The sequence below is a fragment of the Stieleria tagensis genome (assembly GCF_024129865.1).
Lineage (GTDB): Bacteria > Planctomycetota > Planctomycetia > Pirellulales > Pirellulaceae > Stieleria > Stieleria tagensis.
Genome location: NZ_JAMYFE010000019.1, coordinates 46,608 through 64,119, shown reverse-complemented (window position 1 = coordinate 64,119; position 17,512 = coordinate 46,608). Strand labels below are relative to the sequence as shown.

The 17,512-nt window shown below is 57.6% G+C and carries 13 protein-coding genes; 7 read left to right on the top strand and 6 right to left on the bottom strand.

The features are described 5' to 3' along the window. Positions 1-154 precede the first annotated feature (154 nt). Positions 155-1,036: an EamA family transporter RarD gene (gene rarD / locus NHH03_RS03225; protein ID WP_253154303.1), complete on the top strand. Its 882-nt coding sequence runs from the start codon at positions 155-157 to the stop codon at positions 1,034-1,036. A 1-nt stretch (position 1,037) separates the two neighbouring features. Here rarD and NHH03_RS03220 read toward each other — a convergent pair whose 3' ends face one another. Together NHH03_RS03220 and NHH03_RS03215 are read right to left on the bottom strand one after the other, a co-directional pair. Beyond that, a complete protein-coding gene (locus NHH03_RS03220; RefSeq protein ID WP_253154302.1) occupies positions 1,038-1,247 on the bottom strand; it encodes a hypothetical protein in 210 nt (69 codons plus the stop codon). Between the two features lie 152 nt (positions 1,248-1,399). Further along, on the bottom strand, positions 1,400-1,630 hold the full coding sequence (locus tag NHH03_RS03215) for a hypothetical protein (RefSeq protein WP_253154301.1): 231 nt from the start codon (positions 1,628-1,630) through the stop codon (positions 1,400-1,402). Between the two features lie 179 nt (positions 1,631-1,809). Here NHH03_RS03215 and NHH03_RS03210 point away from each other — a divergent pair, with 179 nt between their 5' ends. Next, entirely contained in the window at positions 1,810-3,384 is a 1,575-nt protein-coding gene (locus NHH03_RS03210) for a sulfatase-like hydrolase/transferase (RefSeq protein ID WP_253154300.1), read from the top strand. Further along, positions 3,377-4,642 carry a hypothetical protein gene (locus NHH03_RS03205; RefSeq protein WP_253154299.1) on the top strand — a complete coding sequence of 422 codons (1,266 nt, stop codon included), beginning with the start codon at positions 3,377-3,379 and terminating at the stop codon, positions 4,640-4,642. The genes NHH03_RS03210 and NHH03_RS03205 overlap by 8 nt, the downstream gene beginning before the upstream one ends. Here NHH03_RS03205 and NHH03_RS03200 read toward each other — a convergent pair whose 3' ends face one another. Beyond that, positions 4,643-4,981: a tetratricopeptide repeat protein gene (locus tag NHH03_RS03200; protein WP_253154298.1), complete on the bottom strand. Its 339-nt coding sequence runs from the start codon at positions 4,979-4,981 to the stop codon at positions 4,643-4,645. It abuts the gene before it with no gap. A 14-nt stretch (positions 4,982-4,995) separates the two neighbouring features. Next, positions 4,996-7,704: an aconitate hydratase AcnA gene (acnA, locus tag NHH03_RS03195; RefSeq protein WP_253154297.1), complete on the bottom strand. Its 2,709-nt coding sequence runs from the start codon at positions 7,702-7,704 to the stop codon at positions 4,996-4,998. A gap of 360 nt (positions 7,705-8,064) precedes the next feature. Here acnA and NHH03_RS03190 point away from each other — a divergent pair, with 360 nt between their 5' ends. Continuing rightward, positions 8,065-9,327: a hypothetical protein gene (locus NHH03_RS03190; RefSeq protein ID WP_253154296.1), complete on the top strand. Its 1,263-nt coding sequence runs from the start codon at positions 8,065-8,067 to the stop codon at positions 9,325-9,327. A gap of 35 nt (positions 9,328-9,362) precedes the next feature. On the opposite strand, the gene NHH03_RS03185 is transcribed toward NHH03_RS03190, so the two are convergent. Continuing rightward, on the bottom strand, positions 9,363-10,604 hold the full coding sequence (locus NHH03_RS03185) for a protein-L-isoaspartate(D-aspartate) O-methyltransferase (protein ID WP_253154295.1): 1,242 nt from the start codon (positions 10,602-10,604) through the stop codon (positions 9,363-9,365). Between the two features lie 20 nt (positions 10,605-10,624). Continuing rightward, a complete protein-coding gene (locus NHH03_RS03180; protein ID WP_253154294.1) occupies positions 10,625-11,407 on the bottom strand; it encodes a class I SAM-dependent methyltransferase in 783 nt (260 codons plus the stop codon). A 147-nt stretch (positions 11,408-11,554) separates the two neighbouring features. Here NHH03_RS03180 and NHH03_RS03175 point away from each other — a divergent pair, with 147 nt between their 5' ends. The 3 genes from NHH03_RS03175 to NHH03_RS03165 all read left to right on the top strand — a co-directional run bounded on the left by NHH03_RS03175 (position 11,555) and on the right by NHH03_RS03165 (position 17,353). After that, positions 11,555-12,931, top strand: a complete 1,377-nt coding sequence (locus NHH03_RS03175; protein WP_253154293.1) for a DUF1501 domain-containing protein — start codon at positions 11,555-11,557, stop codon at positions 12,929-12,931. Between the two features lie 37 nt (positions 12,932-12,968). After that, the gene (locus NHH03_RS03170; protein WP_253154292.1) at positions 12,969-15,473 is read left to right on the top strand and encodes a DUF1553 domain-containing protein; all 2,505 of its coding nucleotides are present in this window, start codon (positions 12,969-12,971) and stop codon (positions 15,471-15,473) included. Positions 15,474-15,568: 95 nt separating this feature from the next. Next, positions 15,569-17,353, top strand: coding sequence for an ABC-F family ATP-binding cassette domain-containing protein (locus tag NHH03_RS03165; RefSeq protein WP_253154291.1), 1,785 nt, complete (start codon positions 15,569-15,571; stop codon positions 17,351-17,353). Positions 17,354-17,512 lie beyond the last annotated feature (159 nt).

Sequence of the window (17,512 nt, the reverse complement as noted above, 5' to 3'; positions counted from 1 at the left end):
TAAGCATTCAAACGACGTTTCCCCGGAATTATACCCGTCCCCCACTGGTTCGTTTTCCAAGATCGGCGAAGTTACCGCGATCTGTCCGGTCATCCTCGCGTGCTTCGTTTTCGTCCTCAATTGGCTCAAACGCCAGGATCCCCCAATTTATCGCATGTCTGCATCGACCCGTTGGGGAATCTTCTTCGCTGTGGCTGCCAACACGATCTGGGGGGTATTCCCGATCTATTGGAGTTTGTTGCGGGGGACGCCGGCGGCGGAGCTGGTCGGGCACCGGGTGGTTTGGGCGTTCGTGTTCTCGTTATTGGTTGCGGTGTTTCGCTTCCAACGAGGCAGTCGGGACTACCGCCAGTCGCTGCTGGCAGCTTTGCGACAGCGACAGACCTGGGTGACCTATGGCATGGCCGGCGGCTTGATCGCCATCAATTGGCTGGCGTTTTTGTGGGCGGTCACGCATGATCGTGTGCTGCTGTCCTCACTGGGCTACTACATCAACCCACTGCTGAACGTGCTGTTGGGTGTGGTTGTGTTGGGCGAACATTTGAGCCGATCGCGGTGGTTCGCGATCGGGCTGGCCGCCATCGGAGTGCTGGTGATGACGTATGCTGCCGGCGAAGTCCCCTGGGTCTCGCTGGCGATGGCCACTTCCTTTGCCGGATACGCGTTGATCAAGAAACGCGCCCGATTGGACGCGATGAACGGACTAGTGCTGGAAACGTCCGTGTTGGTGGTGCCGACGTTGATCTATTTGGCCTGGATCTATCAGTCCGGTGGCGGCGATTTTGGCAAAGGGGATGTCAACAAAGATTGGTTGTTGATTTTGGGCGGTCTATTCACGTTGGTGCCGCTAGCACTGTTTTCCGCGGCCACCCAACGCGCGCCTCTGTCATTGATCGGCGTGTTGCAATACGTCGGGCCGACGCTGCAGTTCATCGTCGGCGTGTTCTATTTCGGCGAACCTCTCTCGAGCGCCACGCTGGTCGGTTTCAGTTTTGTCTGGACCGGCGTGGCGGTGTTCCTATTGGCCCGTCGCTAAATCAGTTGTCGTACTGCAGCCGCAAGCCCACCGTCTGCCGGGCCTCGGCAAGGGCTCGTTGATGTTCGAGTTGCTGATCATTCTCCGTCAAAGCCGCCATTTGCGTTGCCGCGTGTCCGTGCTTTTCCAGTGCCAGCGCCGCCCGAGCGTCGTAGGCCGAACCGGCTAGCAGTGCAGTGGTTAGTGAAAGAGTGAGTGAACGAGCCTTCATGGTGATCTCCTCAAGCCTTTCGGCTTGTCAGAACGAGTGTGAAACAGATTTGTTTGAAAATAGAATTTCCGGTTAGAACAAACGTCGGCGATGCACCGCGGTGACGACGTCGATGAAGCCAAACGTCATACGCGGATTCGCTCATGTGACCGCTAGCCTTGAACGACGACGGGGCGAACCACCGCAGGGCGAACGACACGGACGGCGGTCTGTTGTCGGTGCGATTGGTGAGCTTCGAACAGTCCGTGGCCTGGATGTTGGCGACGTTCAATGGTGCTCCGTGAGTGAGACGCCTGAGCCAGATTGGCGCCGGTTAAGACGACCACCAGAGAAGCCACGGCCACCAGCGTGCGGGTGCGTGATTTTTTCGAGTGTTGTGACATGTTTGATTCCCTCAATTCGGTTGATCGGCAAGATCATCTGGTCGCCTATCGCGACGGTCATAGAATCCGATCTCATTTGGCCTGACCAAATCCGCCTTTGGATCAGTCGTTGATGATCTTTCTGGCAGGTAGCGAAAGCAGGGCTCATGCCAAACGATGGAAACCCGCACCAAAAATGAATGTCGCAACGAAGATCCGTCGTTTTGGCAGTCGACAGCGGTGAATCAAGCGGCATTTTCCTGTCGCAATGCGTGTCGGTTTGCCGTTGGGACCAATCTCTCATCTCCGCAATGCTGCAAACGGTTGCGCGATACGCAATGATTTGCACAGGAACCTGCTATGATTTTGGCGCATCAATTGTCCTGCGTCAGATCCATTTTCCATTGGCTGCCATGCTTCGATTCTTTGTCTTGCTGTTACTGGTCTCGCTCACCCATCTGGCGGTCGCCGCGACGCGTCCGAATTTGATCCTGATCCTGGCCGACGACTTAGGTTTTGGTGATGTGAGTTATCAAGGCGCCCCGGACATTCAGACGCCGAACTTGGATCGATTGGCAACCCAAGGGATCACATTCTCGTCGATGCGTGCCAATTGCACGGTTTGTTCACCGACGCGAGCTGCATTGCTGACCGGACGTTATGCCGACCGGGTGGGGGTGCCCGGCGTGATCCGTACCAGTCCTGAAAATTCCTGGGGGCATTTAGCTGCCGGCGTGCCCACGCTGGCCGATCGCCTGGGGCATTCGGGATACCACACGGCAATCGTCGGTAAGTGGCATTTGGGATTACAGACACCGAACACGCCGAACGAACGTGGGTTCGATTTCTTTCACGGATTTCTGGGCGACATGATGGATGATTACTACACGCACCTGCGGGGCGGAATCAACTTCATGCGAAAAAACCAGCAGACGATTGAGCCCCGGGGGCACGCCACGGAATTGTTCACGCAGTGGTCGATCGACTATCTACGAAAACGCAGCGAGTCTGCTGATCAACCTTTTTTTCTGTACTTGGCTTACAACGCGCCTCACTTCCCAATCCAACCGCCCGCCGATTGGTTGGATCGCACCCGGCAACGCTTTCCTGACCTGGATGACAAACGCGCCCACAACGTTGCCTTTGTGGAACACTTGGATCACAACCTGGGAACACTGCTGGAACAACTCGATGCCTTGGGATTGAGTCAAAACACGGTCGTCGCATTCACGTCTGACAATGGTGGTTCACTACCGCACGGCCAGCGCAATTTGCCGTGGCGAGATGGCAAACAGAGTCACTACGACGGGGGGCTGCGGGTTCCGTTTATTATCCGTCTGACCGACGCGAAACGGGCCGGGACGACTTGTGATTACGCCGGATTGACCTTTGATTTGAATGCCACCTTCCTTGAATTGGCGGGTGCAAAACCCGATGCGGAAACCGACGCTGTCAGTTTGATGCCGATCCTGCGGGGGGCAGCGATGCCGGACGCGCCGCGTGAACTGTACTTTGTCCGTCGCGAAGGCAACAACCGCTACGTGGGCAGTGCCTATCACGCGGTGATCCGCGGCAAGTGGAAACTGCTGCGTAATGACCCCTTCACGCCGTATGAACTGTATGATTTGTCGTCCGATCCACAAGAAACCGAGAACGTGGTCGCGAAACACCCCGACGTCGTGAATCAACTTAAACGGTCGCTCCAGGCGCACATCCAACAAGGTGGACGTGTGGCTTGGCAACCGCCAATGGAACAGACTGCTGCCGATGATTGAACCCGCAATGATTGCGTTGATCCGTGATGGGGAAACAACGCTGTTCCGCGATCCGTGTGGGTCGGCTTTGTTTGCGCGCAACCTGGTCTGGGGGCCAAACGCTCTGGAAAAGTGGCTGCGCCAGCGAAACCCGGTGGATGAATTTGACACCGCCTGTGATGCCGGTGTTGTCGTCGACTACGACGCCAACGCATTGCTGTGGTATTCGACCTACGGCATCACCAACCATCCCAAGTCGATCCAGTTACTGGACCAATTGATCCAGCAGGCCTGGCCCGATTTTGAAATCATTTACGCCACCGACGGATTGTCGGATTTAGAAATCGCGGCCGGCCAGTCGATCAACCAGCCAGCTGATGGTGTGCTGCGAATTCATGCTGATGGAGTCGATGCGCTGTCGGATCGACCGGATGATTTGGATGAGGAAGCTGACGTCGCGGAGCAATTTGATCCCGACGCTGATGACGACGGCCCAGTGGCTTGGGTGACCCTGCTGGATGAAGAAAACGTGGTCCACCATCGATTGCTGAGCGAATTGACGTTGGATTTAATCACCAATGAGCGCGCCCCGTTGGAGCGGCTGATGGGTCTGCCGTCGACGGAGATCCCTGCCGAATGCAGTGTGATCGAGGGGATCTGGATCGACCAATCCCAACACACGCTTCACCTGTGGGGCGGGCGTCAGATCTCGGCCGTCGCCAGTGCGATGACGTCAGCCTGGGGTGATTGGAAGGTGCAACTGGTCCCGCTGGACGGTTATCAACAACAATGCCAGTTCAGTGGTCCGGCCGGAAAACCGTTTCCAGTCAACCAAGCGCTCGGAAGCGTAGTTCCGGCACTCTTATCCAATGCCAGGATCGACCCGCAGCTGCTGTTGGGTGAAATCGGTCAATCATTCAAAGGGGTCGTCGTGCGAATCGTCCGTGCACTGACCATTTTGTTCTGTTTGCCGTTCGCGATCTTTGCGTTGGTTTCCGGCAACTGGAAAACAGGCGCGATCACGATTGGGATCATCGTGGCGGTGGTGGTGATCGTATTCAAATGGGTCGAAGCGAAATGGCGGCGTGGCTTTGCCGCCCGAATGGCTGCGGTCACAGCCGCGCAAACCACGGATGACGACGCGACTGCAGAATCGGTCGCGGGCCCGTCTGACCCCCAGACACGCCGAACCGAAGTCGACGCGATGTTACGCCGTGCGGGACTGCCGTCGGTAGCGGAAGTCCAGCCGCACTTTGAATACGTCGTTCCCGACGCCTGATCAGCCCTGGGATTGCAGCATTTGCGCCTTGGCCATCGCGTCTTCCGCTTTGGTGATGTAAAGCTGTTCCTGAGTTCCCGCCCAGGCGCGCTGGTAGGTAACGCTCAGAGCGGTGAAATTAAACGGATCGGTGGGTTCCAGTTCGCACGCCTTTTCGCCGTGCTGAATTGCTTCGGCGTGTTGGCCAGTTTTGGTATAGACCCGAGCCAGTGCCAGGTGACCGAGCACAAAGCTCTCGTCTTCGGCCAGGATCGCATTGAGTCCGTCGATGGCTTCGCTGAATTTTTCTTCGTCGATCAGCTTTTCGACGTCGTCGTATTGGGTGTGAATATCACTCATGTTGTGTTTCTCTATTAGGCTTGCGCGAGATTGCGAAGGACGGTGGGAAGGATTCCGCCGTTGCGATAGTACTGCAGTTCGACCGGGGTATCGATGCGAACCACACAGTCAAATTTCGTGACCGTCCCGTCGTCGGCCGTGGCCGTGACGCTGATGGTACTGCGCGGCTGCAGGTCGTCCGAGAGGTCTGGAATGTCGTAGGTTTCTTCACCGGTCAAACCCAGTGCTTGCCAGGATTTTCCGTCGGCGAATTCCAACGGCAACACTCCCATGCCGACCAGGTTGCTGCGGTGGATGCGTTCATAGCTTGCCGTGATCACGGCTTTGACGCCCAGCAACATCGTGCCTTTGGCCGCCCAGTCACGGCTGCTGCCGGTACCGTATTCTGCACCGGCCATCACGATCAACGGCGTGCCTTCGGACTGGTACTTCATCGACGCGTCGTAAATGCTGGTCACTTCGCCGGTGGGCAGATAGCGTGTCACACCGCCTTCGGTTCCCGGTGCCAGCTGGTTGCGGATCCGAATGTTGGCAAACGTTCCGCGGACCATCACCAAGTCATTGCCGCGTCGCGATCCGAAACTGTTGAATTCACGGACCGGTACGCCGCTGTCTTGCAAAAATGCACCGGCGGGTCCATCGGTGGCGATCGCCCCGGCTGGCGAGATGTGGTCGGTCGTGACCGTATCACCTAGCAAAATCAAACAACGGGCGCCCTTGATCGGACCGATTGCCGGAATCGCATCTCCGGTCACTTGGTCCAAGAACGGCGGGTGATGGATGTAGGTGCTGGCGTCGTTCCAGGGATAGATCGCGCCCACAGCGGCTTCGATCGCGTTCCATGGCTCGTTGCCTTCGACCGCAGCGTTGTATTGGCTGGTGAACATTTCCGGCGCGATCGAGGTGCGAATCGATTCTTGAATCTCTTCCGCCGTCGGCCAAATTTCCTTCAAGAAAACGTCTTTGCCGTCGCTGTCGGTTCCCAGCGGTTCGGTGACCAAATCGATATCCGTCGTCCCGGCCAATGCGTAGGCAACCACCAAAGGGGGGCTGGCCAGATAGTTTGCTTTGGTCAGCGGATTGACGCGGCCTTCGAAGTTCCGGTTACCGCTCAGTACGGCCGAGGCGATCAGATCGCCGGATTCGATGGCATTGGCGACCGGCGTGGGAAGCGGGCCACTGTTGCCGATACAGGTGGTGCACCCGTAACCGACAGTGTGGAATCCGAGTGACTTTAGTGAATCCGTCAGCCCGGCTTTGTCCAAATATTCGCTGACCACACGCGATCCCGGCGCGAGACTGGTTTTCACGTGGTCAGGCACTTTCAAACCTCGCTCGGCCGCTTTCTTGGCCAACAGGCCGGCACCGATCATGACCGAGGGATTACTGGTGTTGGTACAAGACGTGATGGCGGCGATCACCACCGCGCCGTGAGTGATCTGGCTGCTGTGGCCGTTGTTTTCAACGGTCGCCGAACGGTCCAAGTCACCGGGGTTCAACCCAAATCCGGACGCGCCGATGGGAGCGGTCAAGGATTTGTTGAACGCTGATTTCATGTTCGCCAAAGCGATTCGGTCTTGCGGACGTTTTGGTCCGGCCATGCTCGGTTCGACCGTTCCCAGGTCCAACGACAGCGTTTTGGTGTAGGTCAACGCCGGGCTGTCATCGGTGTGGAACAGACCCTGTTCTTTGCAATACCGTTCGACCAATTGCACGTTGGCTTCGCTGCGACCGGTTTGTCGCAAGTAATCCAATGTCACGTTGTCGACCGGAAAAAAGCCCATGGTGGCGCCGTATTCGGGTGCCATGTTGGCGATTGTCGCCCGGTCGGCGACGCTCATCGCGTTCATGCCGCTGCCGTAAAATTCAACAAATTTGCCCACCACACCTTCGGCACGCAACATTTCCACGACACGCAACACCATGTCGGTTGCGGTGGCACCGGCGGGAAGTTTCCCGGTCAGCTCGAATCCGATCACTTCGGGCATCAACATGTACAGGGGCTGGCCCAACATGTTGGCTTCGGCTTCGATCCCACCAACGCCCCAACCGAGTACACCCAAACCGTTGATCATCGTGGTGTGACTGTCGGTCCCCACCAACGTGTCGGGCATCGCGACCGGACCGTCACCGGTGTCGCGGATGGCGACCACGTGTGCCAGGTATTCCAAGTTGACTTGGTGGACGATACCGACGTTTGGCGGAACGACACGGAAATTGTCAAACGCCTGTTGCCCCCAACGCAAGAATTCATAGCGTTCGCGGTTCCGCTCGAATTCCATTTCAACGTTGCGGCCGAGCGCACTGTCGCTGCCAAAGAAGTCGACCTGCACACTGTGATCGATCACCAGGTCGACCGGGATCAGTGGGTTGATTTTGTTGGGATCGCCACCGATACGTTGCATGGCCGATCGCATCGCAGCCAAGTCGACGACGGCCGGCACACCGGTGAAGTCCTGCAGCACGACTCGATAGGGTTTGAACGGGACCTCTTGTTTGGCCGGCGCGGCGGCATTCCAGGCGGCCAAGTTCTTGACGTCGTCCTCGCTGACAGAAAATCCATCGCAGTTTCGCAGGACGGCTTCGAGTAACACTCGGATCGAAAACGGCATTCGATCGATCGGTCCGAGCCCGGCGTCTTGTAATTTGCTAAGCCGATAAATGGCGGCGTTTCCGTTTCCAGTCTCGAATTGGTCGCGGGCGTTGAACGGGTCAAAACTCACTGCGGATGTCTCTAAGTGCAAGCGGAAGTGGGCCTCAAAACCGCAAGTCTAGCGTTTGGTTGCAAAAAAATCGCCCCGGTTTGAACGCGGAATTTGGAGACACATCGCCGCTGCAGGCAGAATTTCAGCAAGGCATTCAGAATCGCCACAGGCGGGGGACTGCGGCAATCCATCGCACGTAGATCCCGCTGGCCGTTTTCTTGGATTTTTCCACACCGCCCAGCGCCCGCCACAGCAACCTGACTGTCAATCTAGGCGATCTGCGTTCAGTTTGCCGGAACGAAGGGTTCTCGTGGTCATTCCGAATCTGTGGCGTCGATAGATTCAGCCGGGGCAGAGATTTTATCACGAGGTTTCCGGATGAGACGCAAGACAGTCATGGACAATCGCAGTTCGTCGTTCAGTCACAGCCAATGGTCACATTGGACGCGTCAAAGTCGACGCGGTGTCATCGCCACCCTAGTCGGTGGGGCGTCGATGCTGGCTGGCCTGGGTGTCGCTGTCGTGGCGTCGCCGCAATCAGCCCTGGCCGGGACTGCGTGCGACACCTATGAACCCAGCTGCGGTGCAGGGATCTGTGATTGCGGACAGTGCGGGGTCGGCCCAGCGGTCGGCGGGTGCGACGGTGCATCGGACTGTGGCTGTGGGAAATGCCGACCAAAGTATTTCCACCACAATCCGTTGATCAACACGCTCGACGCAGTCGCCGGCGGCATCGAACAGGTGCTAGGTCTCGACCGCTGCCGCACCGCGGGATGTGGCCAGTCCCACTGCGATGGCGGCTGCGATTCAACCGGTCAGTGGATGACACCGATCGAGCATGCCGATCCATTGTTGCCACCCTATCATGGCAACATGGTGCCGTCGCCAAACGTGGCTCCGATTCCGGCGCCGCAAACTCGCGTCCATCCGAACACCACTCCGCGCGTCGTGGCCCCGGTGTTGCCCGCCGTACCAGACTTGGAACCAGCGCCAACCAAAGCGGCGCCCAACAAACCGCAGGTAGTCGCCCCACGCGTGACTGAGCCACGTTCGGTTCAACCGCGAACCACACGCCCCGGCAACATTCAGCCGACGATCGAACCGGCACCCGTTCTGCGTGACAGCGAACCACGATCCGAACCGCCGAACATGCAAATGTCACGTCCGGAACCGAGTTTCCGTGACACGCCACCACCAGCGCCCGTCGATCCGACTCCGCCGACGCCCGCTCCGGCTGTCCCCCAACGCGATCCGTTCTCCGAGAACATGCCACTGGTCGAACCACCCGACGCTCCCGAGCCACCACTGGAAGATCCGGATCCCAAAAGTGAAGGGTCGATCTTTGACGCCCTGGACAACTTGAACGATCCCTTCAGCGATGACCAGACCAGCGTGCGCCGTCCGTATGGGGCAATCCGTCCGGCATCCCACCGGTCGCCTCAAACGCACCGCTCGACGTATCGCCCGGTGCGGGGCAATGTTCATCGAGAACGTGGTGCGGGCCAACTGCAACCGATCGGCAGCGGGTTAAAAACCACGCCTCAGCCCCAGTCGCTGCGTCCGGTCAGCCACGAACAGCCCGCCGGGCTTCAGCCACTGGGTGGCGGACGCGTCGTGGCGCCCTACCGAGCATCGCGATAGAGAGCCCGAGCGTCGCGATAGAGAACCCGAGCGTGTCAACGATCGACCGCTTCGATCTGCACGTCGTCAAAGTCGGCTTTACCGGTTGCCCCGAACAAGCCGACACGCAGAATCGCCTCGCGGGCCGTGATCGGCACGCGGATCAACCGATTGTGTTCCCGCCAGGGCCGTGTGCCACGGAAGGGGCCCAAATGAAACGTCCCTAAATCGCGACGCAATTCGTCATACAGACTGATCGCGATCATCGGCATGGCATCGTTCGAGGGACCTTTTTCGATCGATTCGGTCCGCACGTGGCCACTGAGGCGCAGTTGTGACACCGCGCGGCCGTCAATCGCGATGCCTTGCAACAGGTGCGAATTTCGTCCCGGTGTTTCATTTTGAAAGCGAACGTATTCGTTTCCTTCCGGCGCCGGGTCGGGGCTCTTGCCGGTGACCTGAAAGACTTGACGGCCGTAATACCAACCGGGAACAAAGTCGACTAATTTGGATTCGTCACCCGCCGGTCGGCTTTCGAAATTGCCGTTCACGGCGACCGGATGTTTGGGGTCGGGCAACACACTGCGGTTGTTCTCGGCGGCGCCCGTCATCGGTACAAATAGAGTCGGGCGCAATGCTTCCCGTTGAAGTTTGCCGTCAACTTTGACCATCCGAAACAATGTTTGCTGATAGCGTTCGCCAACCGGAATGATCATCACGCCGCCGTCACGCAATTGTTCGACCAATGGCACCGGCACCGATTCCGGGCTGCAGGTCACGATGATTTTGTCGAACGGTGCCGCGCTGGGCCAACCTTGAAAGCCGTCGCCGACGCGGGTGGAAACGTTTTCATAGTCTAATTTCGCCAGGGTTGCGGTGGCTTGTTCGCCTAGTTCCGGCACGATCTCGATTGTGTAAACGTGCTGGACCAGTGGGCTAAGGACTGCGGCTTGATAGCCACTGCCGGTGCCGATTTCCAGCACCTTGTCGGTCGCCTGGGGCTGGAGTGCTTCGGTCATCGAGGCCACGATAAAGGGGCTGCTGATGGTTTGCGAATGCCCGATCGGCAGCGCCATGTCGTAATAGGCACGCGGCCATTGACTGCGCGGAATGAATTCATGTCGGGGCGTGCGGCGGATCGCATCGAGCACCCTGGTGTCGACCACACCGGCGGTCGCGATCCGTTCATCGACCAATTTATCTCGCGCCGCTTGAAACGGATCCGCAGCAACATCGTTGGCTGTCCAGAGCAACAGAATCAATGCGGCGGCGATGTAGCGTGGGGCGCAACAAGTCATGGTTTGGACAAACACAGGGCTCAAGATTGGTTGGGGGTGGCTTTGATCGCGCGGGTGGCGAGGAACGTTGCGATTCGATCCGACAAGACGTCCTCTCCACCCCAGCGATCTTCCATTATATCTGTGATCATCAGGCCCGCATCGAGTTGCCCGCCGACCAAATCCGTCAGCGAATGACCGAAATCGATGGGGCGTTCCGGACCGATGGTGTCGTCCAACTCGTCCGCGCTCAGATCCAAATCACTGTAGGGGATACGGAACCGGACCTTCAATTTGCCACGGTCCCGTTTGACCGGATCAAAGATGAAATTCACAGGTTGCATCAGGCCGGTGATCAGCACACCGCCCGGGCGTAACACCCGCGCCGCTTCGCCCCAAACCGGACGAACATTTTCAACAAAATTGACCGAGCACGGATTGATGACCATGTCGAACGCGTTTGACTGAATCATCGCCAAATCGGTCATGTCGGCTTGCATGGTCTGCAGTGCCAATTGATGTCGCTCGGCCACCGCGCGATCGATCGCAAGTTGCGCCTCGCTAAAATCGACCACCGTCACGTCCGCTCCGGCCGCTGCCAAAATAGGTCCTTGATGGCCTCCACCAGCGGCCAGCGCCAGGATGCGTTTGCCGGCGACCGGTCCGATCCATTCACCCGGAATCGGTTTGCAGGCGGTCAACCGAATCGAAAACTCACCTCGACCCGCGGCATCAATTTGATCACCGGTACAGGGCGTAAACCATTGATGCCGGCTGGTCGCGATGTTGTCCCAGGCGGCACGATTGAATTGCTGAGTGTCCAAAACTATCTCGTTTTTGGTCCAAGGTTGCAAATCCGACGATTTCCTGAAAGAGCAGGTTCGCTGCGGCTGACCCGCACTCGATCTAATACAATGGTTCGAGCCCGCCTGACGCGAAGTACTTTCCCACCGGTTTCTGGATTCCCTGACATGCTTAATCTGACTGCGCGCGGATCATCGCACACCTGCAACGGCACGCGGCGCCGCGATTTTTTGCAAATTGGAACGCTCGGCGCGATCGGGTTGGGATTGCCAGATTACTTGGCCGCGGCCGAGCGTGGCGTGGTGGACCCGAAAAAAGACAAGCGGTCCTGCATCATGATCTTCAATCTTGGTGCGCCCAGCCAACTCGATACGTTCGACATGAAACCCAATGCGCCGGCCGAGGTGCGTGGTCCGTTCAAAGCGATTTCGACCAGAGGCGATTTCCAAGTATCCGAGATCTTGCCACGACATGCCGAGATCGCGGACAAATTTTCGATCATCCGCTCCTGTTACCACACCGCTGCTGCGGTTCACGATGCAGGCTGGCAAATGCTGCAAACCGGTCGGCAGTTCACCGGCGGCGTTAACTATCCTCACGCCGGCGCTGTGCTTCAATACATGCGCGGACGGCGCAGTGATCTGCCGGCCCATGTGGTCCTGCCAGAAACCATGGGCCGTGGCGGAGGCAATTTGCCCAACGGCCAAGCCGGCGGATTTTTGGGCAAGACCTATGACCCGTTTGCATTGATGGCCGACCCCAGCCAAGAAAATTTCAAAGTTCCGGATCTGTTGCCCCCACAAACCTTGGGCGACGTCCGAATCGATCGCCGACGGCGGATGCGGGCCGCAATCGAAGGACGCATGCAGGAGTTGGAAGCCACCGAGTCCGCCAAAATGCTGGACAAGAACTTCCAGGCCGCGTATCGGTTGATGAACAGTCCCCAAGCACGCCAGGCGTTTGATCTGTCGAAAGAACCCAAACAAGTGCGTGAACGCTATGGGATGAACCGCTTCGGACAATGTTGTTTGCTGTCCAGGCGATTGATCGAAGCCGGCGTGCGGTTCGTCACCATCAATACCTTTCTGACGGTGTTCAACGAAATCACTTGGGACATCCACGGCAGCAAACCATTCACGACAATCGAAGGCATGAAAAACATCGTCGCGCCGATGTATGACCAAGCCTATGCGGCGCTGCTGACCGACCTGGCTGACCGAGGGATGTTGGACGACACATTGGTGTGTGGTTTGGCGGAATTCGGACGCACTCCCAAAGTCAATCCGGCCGGCGGTCGCGATCACTGGCCGCAATGCTTTTCCACCACCTTTGCCGGCGGCGGCGTGGTCGGCGGCCGCGCGATCGGTGCCAGTGATCCGATCGGAGCGGTACCAGCCGACCGGCCGACTCAACCTAGCGAATTGATCGCTTCGATTTTCCATTCACTCGGACTGGATCTGCACGCGGAAATCCCTGGACCGGGCGGTCGCCCGTTTCCATTGGTTGATTTCGGTGTTCGCGAAGTCAAAGAACTTTTCGCGTGAACCATTTCTCTCTCTCCCGTTTGATATGCGACCTTCCATGCTTCCCTCTCGATTGCTTCGTTGGATTCTGCCCCTATCGCTGGTTCTGCTGCTTTTCGGCCGCGATGTCGCTGCCGCAGACGCCGTCGATTTTGCGGTGCTGCCAGCGACCATTGAACTGAACGGTCACGACGCGCGGCAAAGGGTCTCTGTCGTCCAGCTGCGCGGCGCGCTACCCTCGGCGGTGCTCGCTCCAGAACAGTTCGAAATCTCCGTGACGGATCCCAGCATTGCCAAAATCGACAACGGGATGGTCCAATCCATTTCGTCAGGAGAAACGACGCTCCGCTGCCGCGTCGGTGACCGGGTTCACGATGTGCCGGTGGTCGTCTCCGACGCCGTAGCGGCACCTGGATACAGCTTTCGCAACGACGTGCAATCGGTGTTGTCCAAGAACGGTTGCAACATGGGGGCCTGCCACGGTGCGCTGTCGGGCAAAGGCGGATTTCGGTTGTCGCTGCTCGGCTACGATAGCGAAGCAGATTTCTTGTCGATCAGTCGCCAGGCACGCGGTCGTCGGATTGAAATGGGCGACCCCGGTCGCAGTTTGCTGTTGGCCAAACCGACCGGCGCACTGCCACACAAAGGCGGGCTGCGTCTGGACGTTGATTCGCATGACTATCGCGTGATTAGCCAATGGATCGCAAGTGGCGCCGTGGGGCCGAAAGCGAGTGATCCGAAATTGGAAACGATCAGCGTTTCGCCACCCGAAGCCCTGCTGTCGCCGGGCGATCAATCACAGGTCTTGGTCAGCGCCCACTACAGCGACGGACGCAGCATCGACGTGACTCATTGGGCACGGTTCACCGCGACCGATGAATCCGTGGCCAGCGTTGACGAAAACGGATTGGCAACGGTACGTGGAAGCGGACAATCCGCCGTGCTGGTTTGGTTTGGCAGCAAAGTCGTGTTGGCGCGGATGACCGTTCCCTATCCCTACGATGTGCCGAGCGACATTTACAACAGTGCTCCTCAACGAAATTTCATTGATGGCGAGAACCTAGCGCAATTGGAAACACTGCGTTTGCAACCCTCGCCGCGCTGTGACGACGAAGCATTCTTGCGGCGCTCGGCGCTGAGCACGATCGGACGATTGCCGACATTGACCGAGCGAGAACAGTTTTTAGGGTTCCCGGAACGCACCCGCCGCGACCAATGGATCGAGTACCTGTTGGCCAGTGATGACTTTGTGTCCTACTGGGCCTACAAATGGTCCGACATGCTGCTGATCAATGGGACACGGCTGCGCCCGATCGCCGTCAAAACTTACTACCAGTGGATTCGTGAGCGAGTCCAACGGAACCAACCGTGGGATCAATTCGTCCGGGAAATATTGACCGCAACGGGCCGCAGCGACGAAAACGGCGCGACCAATTTTTACGCGTTGCACCAATCTCCCGAGGAGATGACTGAAAACGCCTGCCAAGCCTTTATGGGGTTGTCGATCGGCTGTGCGAAATGCCACAACCATCCATTGGAAAAATGGACCAACGATCAATATTACGGTATGGCCAACCTGTTCGCCCGTGTCCGCGCCAAAGGCTGGGGCGGGGATGGTCGTAACGGCGACGGGCTGCGGACACTGTATGTCTCCACCGCTGGCGAATTGATTCAACCAAGTCTCGGTAGACCACAGCCGCCCGCACCGCTGGATGCCGAAGCGATCGAGTTTGACAATCCCAATGATCGACGAGTCGTGTTGGCACAGTGGATGACGGATCCGGCCAATCCCTATTTCTCGCGGGCGATCAGCAACCGTTTGTGGGCAAACTTTTTCGGCCGCGGCCTGGTCGAACAAGTTGATGATCTGCGGCTGAGTAATCCAGCATCCAACGAAAAACTACTCAACGCGCTCAGCGGTCACCTGGTTGACGTAGGATTCGATCTCAAGCAATTGATGCGAACGATTTTGCAAAGCGAAACCTATCAACGCAGCAGTCAACCGCTGGATCAAAATCGCGACGAGCTACGGTATCACAGTCGATATTATCCCCAGCGGCTGATGGCCGAAGTGATGCTTGATTCAATCGACCAGGTGTTGGGAACCAGCACTGCATTCAAACAGATCGCCTTTCCAGGTGCCGACCGCCAACAAACTGATTTCTACGCCGATGGCACCCGCGCCATTGAATTGTACGACGCCGCAGTCAACAGTTATTTCCTGAAAACGTTTGGACGCAATCCTCGCGAAATCACCTGTGAGTGCGAGCGCAGCGGCGAGCCCAGCATGGTGCAGGTGTTGCACCTGTCCAACGGCGACACGTTGAATCCCAAATTGGCGTCGGATCAAAGTGTCATCACTCGGATGGTCGCCCAGGGGAATTCGGACGCGGAAATCATTGACGAACTATTTCTGCTGGCCTTGTCGCGGCTGCCCCAATCTGGGGAGCGGCAGAAATTGCTATCAGTGCTCGGCGAATATGGTCCGCAGGACCGAATGACCGGGTTGCAGGACGCGGCCTGGAGTGTTCTGACCAGCACAGAATTCACTTTCAACCACTAGTGGGTTGGTCTGTCGACGATTGCTGGCCGTCTTGGTAAGGTTCTCGGTTGTTTGCCCTGAAACTTCCCTTCTGCCCCTACCTTTCATCCGCCGACATGGCCGTATTGATTCAAGTCCGAAACGCTCACAAACGTTTTGGCGACCAAGTTTTGTTGGACGGCGCCGACGTGTCGTTGACCGACGACGTCAAAGTCGGGTTCATCGGCCGTAACGGAGCCGGGAAAAGTACCTTTTTGCGGGCCATCCTGGGTGACGAGGAGCTCGAGATGGGGGAGGTGATTCATCACCCCTCGTTGCGAATCGGTTACTTGCGGCAACACGATCCGTTCCAACCCGGTGAATCGGCACTCGACTTTCTGATGCGTGAAAGCAAGCAGCCCGATTGGCGCTGTGGCGAGGTCGCCGGCCAATTTGAACTCAAGGGCGATTATTTAAACGGCCCCGTCAAAGCACTCTCAGGTGGTTGGCAGACACGTGTCAAACTGGCCGGATTGTTATTGAATGATCCGAACCTGTTGATGCTGGACGAACCGACCAACTTTCTGGATTTGCGGACCCAGATCCTGTTGGAGCACTTCCTGCGTAGCTTTAATAAAGCCGCCTTGATCGTCAGCCACGACCGAGCGTTCTTGAAAGCCACCTGCACCGAAACGCTGGAACTTTCGCGTGGCAAGTTGACGATGTATCCAGGCAAAATCGATCGGTTCCTGGAGTTTCGTGAAGAGCGTCGTGAACACGACCGTCGGGTCAACGCGACGGTGGTCGCCAAACAAAAACAACTGCAACGATTCATCGACAAGAACCGCGCCAACGCCTCCACCGCTAGCCAAGCGCGCAGCAAAGCGAAACAGTTGGAACGACTGCAGACCAGCGAAGTCGAAGTCGATGAACCCACCGTTCATATTCGTGCCCCACGCGTCGATCCGCGTCAGGGTACCGTGATGCGATGTCATGAATTAGCCATCGGTTACCCGGACAACACCGTGGCCGAAGACATTTCGCTGGAAATCGAACACGGCCAACGAGCGGCGATCGTTGGCGACAACGGGCAAGGCAAGACGACGTTGCTAAGAACCCTGGTCAATTCATTGTCGCCGATCAAAGGCGCCATCAAATGGGGGCATGCAACCGAACTGGGAACGTATGCCCAACATGTCTACACCAGTTTGGATGACCGCCGAACGGTGCTGGAGCATCTGGAATACGAGTCCAATCCCGATACGACGCGGCAAGACTGTCTGGCGATGGCAGGTGCCTTGTTGTTCCGCGATTCCCACATCAACAAGAAAGTCAAAGTCCTGTCCGGTGGTGAGCGGGCACGCTTGTGCATGGCCGGATTGTTGCTGGGGACCGCCAACGTGCTGGTGCTGGACGAACCCGGTAACCACTTGGACGTCGAAACCGTCGAAGCGCTCGCCGACGCATTGGTTGAATACAAAGGCACGGTGATTTTTACCTCGCACGATCGACACTTCATGCGACGCGTTGCGACCAATGTCATCGAAGTCCGTGACGGTACGGTCCGTAACTATTTCGGCGACTACGATTCCTATCTACAAAGTGTCGAAAGCGAAATCGACGAAGGCGAACGGCAGCGTGACAAAGCCGCCGGTAAATCTCCCCCACCACCGACCGGCAAGGCTTCCGGGGTGCAAGATTACCGCGCCAACCAACGCGAATCTCGCAAGACGGAAAAGGAGTTGAAGAACCTGGAGAAAAAGATCGCTCGCCTGGACGACGAAAAGAATTCGATCAACAAGAAACTCTTGACCGAAACCAATCCCGGCAAAGCGGTCGCGTTGCACGAGCAACTGACCGAGATCAGTCAGGAACTCGAATCAGCCGAGGAACGCTGGATGGAGCTGAGTGATTTTTCCTGACGCGCGAACACACAGGTTGGCCCGCTTTATGCTGTCGGCGGTGAATGTTGGTGTGGAGGATTTATCCGACCGACCACGACTCCCACTGAATCCAACCAATCGAAACAGGTCAAACCTCTTCGTTCTTGCCTGATGCCAAAGGTTTGCCCCCTTGGTTTG

Bases quoted from the DNA above. Each gene is read 5' to 3' on its own strand.
- rarD (WP_253154303.1), top strand. From the start codon at position 155: ATGTCTGCATCGACCCGTTGGGGAATCTTCTTCGCTGTGGCTGCCAAC.
- NHH03_RS03220 (WP_253154302.1), bottom strand. From the start codon at position 1,247: ATGAAGGCTCGTTCACTCACTCTTTCACTAACCACTGCACTGCTAGCC.
- NHH03_RS03215 (WP_253154301.1), bottom strand. From the start codon at position 1,630: ATGTCACAACACTCGAAAAAATCACGCACCCGCACGCTGGTGGCCGTG.
- NHH03_RS03210 (WP_253154300.1), top strand. From the start codon at position 1,810: ATGTCGCAACGAAGATCCGTCGTTTTGGCAGTCGACAGCGGTGAATCA.
- NHH03_RS03205 (WP_253154299.1), top strand. From the start codon at position 3,377: ATGATTGAACCCGCAATGATTGCGTTGATCCGTGATGGGGAAACAACG.
- NHH03_RS03200 (WP_253154298.1), bottom strand. From the start codon at position 4,981: ATGAGTGATATTCACACCCAATACGACGACGTCGAAAAGCTGATCGAC.
- NHH03_RS03190 (WP_253154296.1), top strand. From the start codon at position 8,065: ATGAGACGCAAGACAGTCATGGACAATCGCAGTTCGTCGTTCAGTCAC.
- NHH03_RS03185 (WP_253154295.1), bottom strand. From the start codon at position 10,604: ATGACTTGTTGCGCCCCACGCTACATCGCCGCCGCATTGATTCTGTTG.
- NHH03_RS03175 (WP_253154293.1), top strand. From the start codon at position 11,555: ATGCTTAATCTGACTGCGCGCGGATCATCGCACACCTGCAACGGCACG.
- NHH03_RS03170 (WP_253154292.1), top strand. From the start codon at position 12,969: ATGCTTCCCTCTCGATTGCTTCGTTGGATTCTGCCCCTATCGCTGGTT.
- NHH03_RS03165 (WP_253154291.1), top strand. From the start codon at position 15,569: ATGGCCGTATTGATTCAAGTCCGAAACGCTCACAAACGTTTTGGCGAC.